The organism is Microbulbifer okhotskensis (assembly GCF_023895975.1).
Taxonomy (GTDB): domain Bacteria; phylum Pseudomonadota; class Gammaproteobacteria; order Pseudomonadales; family Cellvibrionaceae; genus Microbulbifer; species Microbulbifer okhotskensis.
In genome coordinates, this window is sequence record NZ_JALBWM010000178.1 from 1 (window position 1) to 4,918 (window position 4,918).

Consider the following 4,918-nt stretch of genomic DNA (forward strand, 5'->3'; position numbering starts at 1 on the left):
CAAATCCCTCGGCGTGCAGTTGGTCGGCTGCGGCTTGGTAGCTGTCCAGGTCGAGGCGGTCGCGCGGCAGTCCACGGCCCCAGCGGCGGTCGGTATTGCACTGCACCAGGATATGGGCGGGATTCATCGCGTGGATATTGTCATCGTCTAACAGGATCTTGGCTTTATCTGCATACCAGACGTCACCATCCCAGCCTTTAAGTGCGCGCCGCCAGCGGAAAGTCCAGGGTTTTGGGTAGGGATTGCTGACGCTAATCATGCCGTCATAGAACAAGGTACAACAGCGGCGAAAGGCCGGCACTAGGCCGCCGAGCATGGCTTGGAGTTTTGAGTTTACCGGCTGGTCCGCCTCACCCATCATTACATCCATAGTGCCCTGGATACCGCCTTCGCGCTCTTTGCCACCGAATAGATCTGGCTCATCAATGTAGATTTCCTGACTGCTGCTTACCAAGCCCTGCCAGGCAGTAAGGCCACCGACCTGAACCTCCACCATTTCATCGTTTTCGCTGCCGCTGATGCCCATGTGCAGGCCAAAGTAATATGCAATTACACGGGGTTTACTGCTACTGCCTCCCATCTTCATCCTCCTTGCGTGCAGCGTCGATTACCCGCTGGGCCAGTGCGTCGCCAGTGGCGGCAAGGGTTTCCGTGGTAATGCGGCCACGACGCAGATCTGCCATCTCCAGATTGTGATGGGCAAACCAGGGCCGCGCGCCGGTTATACAGAGCCCGGCCAAGTGGATATGGTGCGGCTTTATCACCAGTTTTTTGCGGCTCACTTTTTGCCTCCGCTATCGAGTTTCAGCTGGCGGGTGCGGTAATTGCCAACACCCAGCACCATCCAGCTACTCATCCAACAATCACCGAAAATAATGGCGCGGCGGGTGCCTTCGTCGGGGGTGGGAAAATCCCAATCGGTGAGTGCTGCCGGTTTGGGTTTCGGGGGCTTATTGAGTGCTGCCGATACGTAGGCGGCGACGATCATCACTGCAATCTGGATTAGAAAATTCACAGTTTTGCCCTCTTAAAAAACCGGGTTTCCATCGAATGGGGATATGCCAGGGAGTCCGGGCACTGCACCGCAGTTTTCGCTGTTATTAAATTTTTCATCGCACACCGATATCACCCGCGCACATCCTGGATAGGCACGGAGGTCCAGCCCTGCTACCAAGTCAAGACTACCTCCTAACAATGTAATATTGGTGCCACTGTGACTGTCGATACCGCGTTGCTCCAGAATGCCGCTGGGGGCGAGCCACTCGACAAATCCACCACTAAAATGGCCATCGCTGAAAGCGGCAAATTCCGAGGCCACCAGAGTGAGGCCCGTCACTTCTGCAAGCACAGCATCCACGCGGTGCAATTCTTTATCTACGCCGCAGTCGTCGCCATAAAGCGTGTGCGGGCAGTTTCTCCCCCAGGTTAAACGCAACCCGGTGGTATCCCTGGAAGACAGCGGCGCGCATACGAGATTGAGCTGATCGCGGCGGCGGGTGACATCGGCAATTTCTCCTACCCACACCACCAGGGCGTCGTCTTCACCCAGGTGTTTGTCATACACGGTAACGCTGACCGGGATAGAGGGCGGGTAAACCAGGTAGAGGCTAACCAGGGCAAAATTTAAAGGCGCGGTGATGGTGAGCAAGTCGGCGCTGGCCTCACCGGTTTGGCGGATACCATCGTCGGAAATACCGGGGCAACTGATATAAGTTTGTAGGTTGTGGGCTACACCCAGTTGAGCATTGGTGTACAGCAAGCGCTGCGACCCCAGGACAAATTCATACAGGCGCACCGGCAGTCCATCGGCGATAGAAATCTCGCGGCTGTTAAAGCTCATCGCGCACTCCTCGGAATAGAATTTGGGCTGAGGCTGCGCCCTCAATATCGGTGATATGGTTCAGTTCCATCCGGTCGCTATCGGCCCGCACCAGGGCCATAAAACTGATGCGACGTACTTCTGCGGGATCGAAGGCGCGATCCAGTGGACTATCGAGGGCGAGGCGTTCGGTCTGGCTATCCACTTCCGCGCAATCGGTAATGCGTCGATACCAGGAGGTTCCATCGTGTAGTTCGATACGCAAATCACGGCGGCCTTCCGACAATGCAGCCAGGCGCACGTAGTTAACCTGGGCGATATCCAGGCTACTGCTATTGATCGCAAGTGGCTCCAACAGCTGCAGATCTTCCATCCAGGTGGGCAACCATACTGATTTTTGACGGCCGCAAAGCGTATATATAAAGCTGCGCAGTGCGGCACGCTCCTCAGCGCCGAAGGTTAACCAGCGGTGGGATTGGAGTGAAAACCCCAGTTCTATCGGCTCATTGATCGCGGGGTTACTGATGCCGTTATCAATGGAATCCAGCAGACGAATATAGGCGCTGCTTAGGTCATTACTTTCCGCCGCTGGAACTTCCAGCACCGGCCATCCTCGGTAACTGGGTAAAGAATCGGTGGGCCAGCTTGTGGGCTCCTCCAGCAAAAATTCCACTTCGGTGCGCACTGTCGAACCGGAACGCTTTTGCATTTGCGGCTGGGTCACCAAGCGCGCGTTGCGCATGGGGTATAGGCGGGTACCCTGGGGCCAGTCACCCTGTATCGGGTCAGCTAATAGCAATCGATCAGATTGGACTGCCTCTACATTAATCACTTCGTACTGGCTGGCGCTTTCCCCCAAAAGCAATGCGGTTTCACCGGCGGCAAAATCGCGGTATTCCGTAGTGCAGATAATTTCCTCGCTGCCTACCGCCACCGCTGGCAGCAGCTGTACATCGTGCCAAATTGGCAGAGCAAAAACCCGTGAGCCCCAGCCGAATAAAGCCAGGTCCAGGAGGGTGCGGTCAATCCCTTCGGCCAGAGTCTGAAAGCTGTAAAAGCGCCGGGGGAATTCCCGCAATGCACGGCGCTGTTCCACAGCGGTACGGCTGGTCAAAATATCGGTGAGCCACTCCAACATCTCATGCACGCCCTGGCTCCAATCCGGGGCGAAAGGCCAAGCGATCACCCGATTGCCGGAAATTGGTAACAGGGCCAAATCTCCATTAGCAAATTGCCAGGTGATTTCGGCACTGATTGTGGCGGGGCCATCAGTCAAAATCTGCAGATCCCACACCCGCTCCTGTAGTGCGCTAAATACCAGGGGCGGATTGGGTTGCCCGGCTATAGTGATGCCTTCGGCATTTTCACTGCTTAAATCTGTCAGTGTGCGCGGTTCCAGGTAGGCATTCCAGACGGTGACCTGGTGGGTTTGCGCGGAGGAGATATTGCCCACCTCCAGGCTGGTGGGGCTGATATGGATTTGGTGGTAATAGTCATCGGCAAAGCCGCTAGTCTTGGTACCGGAAAGATTGCGTCGGGGAGCCTCAAATTGGGTGCGATTGATAGTGCCGCTTTTACCTGGAGAAATAACCGAGACCGCGCGCTCCTCATGCAGTGCATCCCCCAAGGTATCCAGAGGCACCATATTGAGGTGGTCGGTAGCCCAGTTTTGCGATGGGCCTTGAAAAAATCCGCTTAATTGAGCCACGGTTAAGGCCCGTCATAGCGCACAGCAACGCCGAGTACGCCCGTAGAAGTGGTACCTCCCGAATACCCTGGAGAACTGCCATTGGGGTTATCAGAGTCTTTGCGATGCCAGGGAAATACCTTCCACCGATCACTGCCCACGGTGAGAATATCGCCTGGATTGTAGTTGGTGAGTTTGACAAAGCGGACGTGGCCCACATGGCCAATAGCCATATAGTGGCCATCGGTATTCTGCAAAAATAAATTAAATGGGGTTAATACGGTCTGGCCATTAAAGCTATTCGGGTTGTTCTTGTGGATAGGGGTAAATATTGTCGGGCCGTGTACTGCATTTAAGTCAGTCTTATCATTAGCCGAATAGGTAGACTCCCAAATATAACCGCGCAACTCGCAATGCAAATAACTGGTTTTACTGATGTGGTTATTGCTATCCCATGCCCTACCATCTTTTTGTGTCCAAAACAGACCGCACTCACGCGCTGCAGCGCCTCCCCAATAGGAATAGCTGCCCCCGTCCACTAAAGAGTAACAGGCATTGTTCGCATTATTGGGGCTGTGCTGAGCGTGGAACCACTGACCGCCGGACCAGTTGCTTGTTTTTTCCAACGCGCCAAAGCCAAGATGAAAATGATCGGTAACACCGGATACCATTGTCATCCAGAGTGTATCTGGATTATTAAATGCGACGATATGGTAGATGGCGTTAGTAGGCCAAGTATCAGAGTCAAAGGCGATACGACTGTACCTTGGACAAGCATCTGGATCTGAATCTACCCCATTGCGAAGCCCCGTGATTTGCAACTCGTCGTCACTGTTAGCAGTAAGCTGGATATGAGCATCATCTTTCTGTAAAAGGCTACCGTTTAAAGTCCAGCCATTGTTTTGCGCAAAGCTCTGTATCACTGCTAGCAGATCTGTAGCGGAGTTCACAGTACCAGTCTCGTAAGCCATGATTATTGTATCCTCATGCAGTAATAATCATTTAAACCGGTTGAGGCGCCATCACTAAATACAGTGTGGGTTTCTGACTCTATCGAGACGGTATTCTCCGCTGCATTGTCAAAGCCGGAAATAAAGTGGATATCGTGCAGCACGCCGTAGGTATTATTGTTGTCGTAGAGAGTCAGCGGCAGCAACGGGTAATCCCCGCCGGTATCGCGAAAGGTTTTCCCAGAGCTATATGGCCAAACGTAGGGCGTAATCCAGCTACCATCGGTACTGCGCAATTTTAAATTTTGACGATTTCCTTTGTAGGGCAAGCTAACCGCACTGTCCGAGTATCGCGTTGCGGAGGGAGTTGATAGAGGGGCGGCAATCAGCAGTGGGTATGGAAATTTCCCCGGTGTGCCAAATGGCAGCATTTTTCCGAGATAAATCGGAAACACATTGATA

General features: G+C 53.7%; 7 protein-coding genes. All 7 read right to left on the reverse strand.

Features of this window, described 5'->3' with window-relative positions:
* Positions 1–580, reverse strand: a 580-nt coding sequence (locus tag MO867_RS20435; protein ID WP_252472540.1) for a hypothetical protein, incomplete at its 3' end; no start/stop codon positions are given.
* Positions 567–782: a hypothetical protein gene (locus tag MO867_RS20440; RefSeq protein WP_252472542.1), complete on the reverse strand. Its 216-nt coding sequence runs from the start codon at positions 780–782 to the stop codon at positions 567–569. The genes MO867_RS20440 and MO867_RS20435, both read right to left, overlap by 14 nt.
* Positions 779–1,015, reverse strand: a complete 237-nt coding sequence (locus MO867_RS20445; RefSeq protein WP_252472544.1) for a hypothetical protein — start codon at positions 1,013–1,015, stop codon at positions 779–781. Before MO867_RS20445 ends, MO867_RS20440 begins: the two co-directional genes overlap by 4 nt.
* A 12-nt stretch (positions 1,016–1,027) precedes the next feature.
* A complete protein-coding gene (locus tag MO867_RS20450) occupies positions 1,028–1,840 on the reverse strand; it encodes a phage/gene transfer agent baseplate hub protein (RefSeq protein ID WP_252472546.1) in 813 nt (270 codons plus the stop codon).
* Entirely contained in the window at positions 1,830–3,527 is a 1,698-nt protein-coding gene (locus tag MO867_RS20455; protein ID WP_252472548.1) for a hypothetical protein, read from the reverse strand. Before MO867_RS20455 ends, MO867_RS20450 begins: the two co-directional genes overlap by 11 nt.
* Positions 3,528–3,529: 2 nt before the next feature.
* Positions 3,530–4,477: a hypothetical protein gene (locus tag MO867_RS20460; protein WP_252472550.1), complete on the reverse strand. Its 948-nt coding sequence runs from the start codon at positions 4,475–4,477 to the stop codon at positions 3,530–3,532.
* A 2-nt stretch (positions 4,478–4,479) separates the two neighbouring features.
* Positions 4,480–4,918 (reverse strand): hypothetical protein (locus MO867_RS20465; protein ID WP_252472552.1); only part of this gene is annotated, 439 nt, incomplete at its 5' end.

Excerpts from the sequence above, each read along its gene's own strand:
- MO867_RS20450 (WP_252472546.1), bottom strand. The coding sequence starts at position 1,840 with ATGAGCTTTAACAGCCGCGAGATTTCTATCGCCGATGGACTGCCGGTG.
- MO867_RS20460 (WP_252472550.1), bottom strand. The coding sequence starts at position 4,477 with ATGGCTTACGAGACTGGTACTGTGAACTCCGCTACAGATCTGCTAGCA.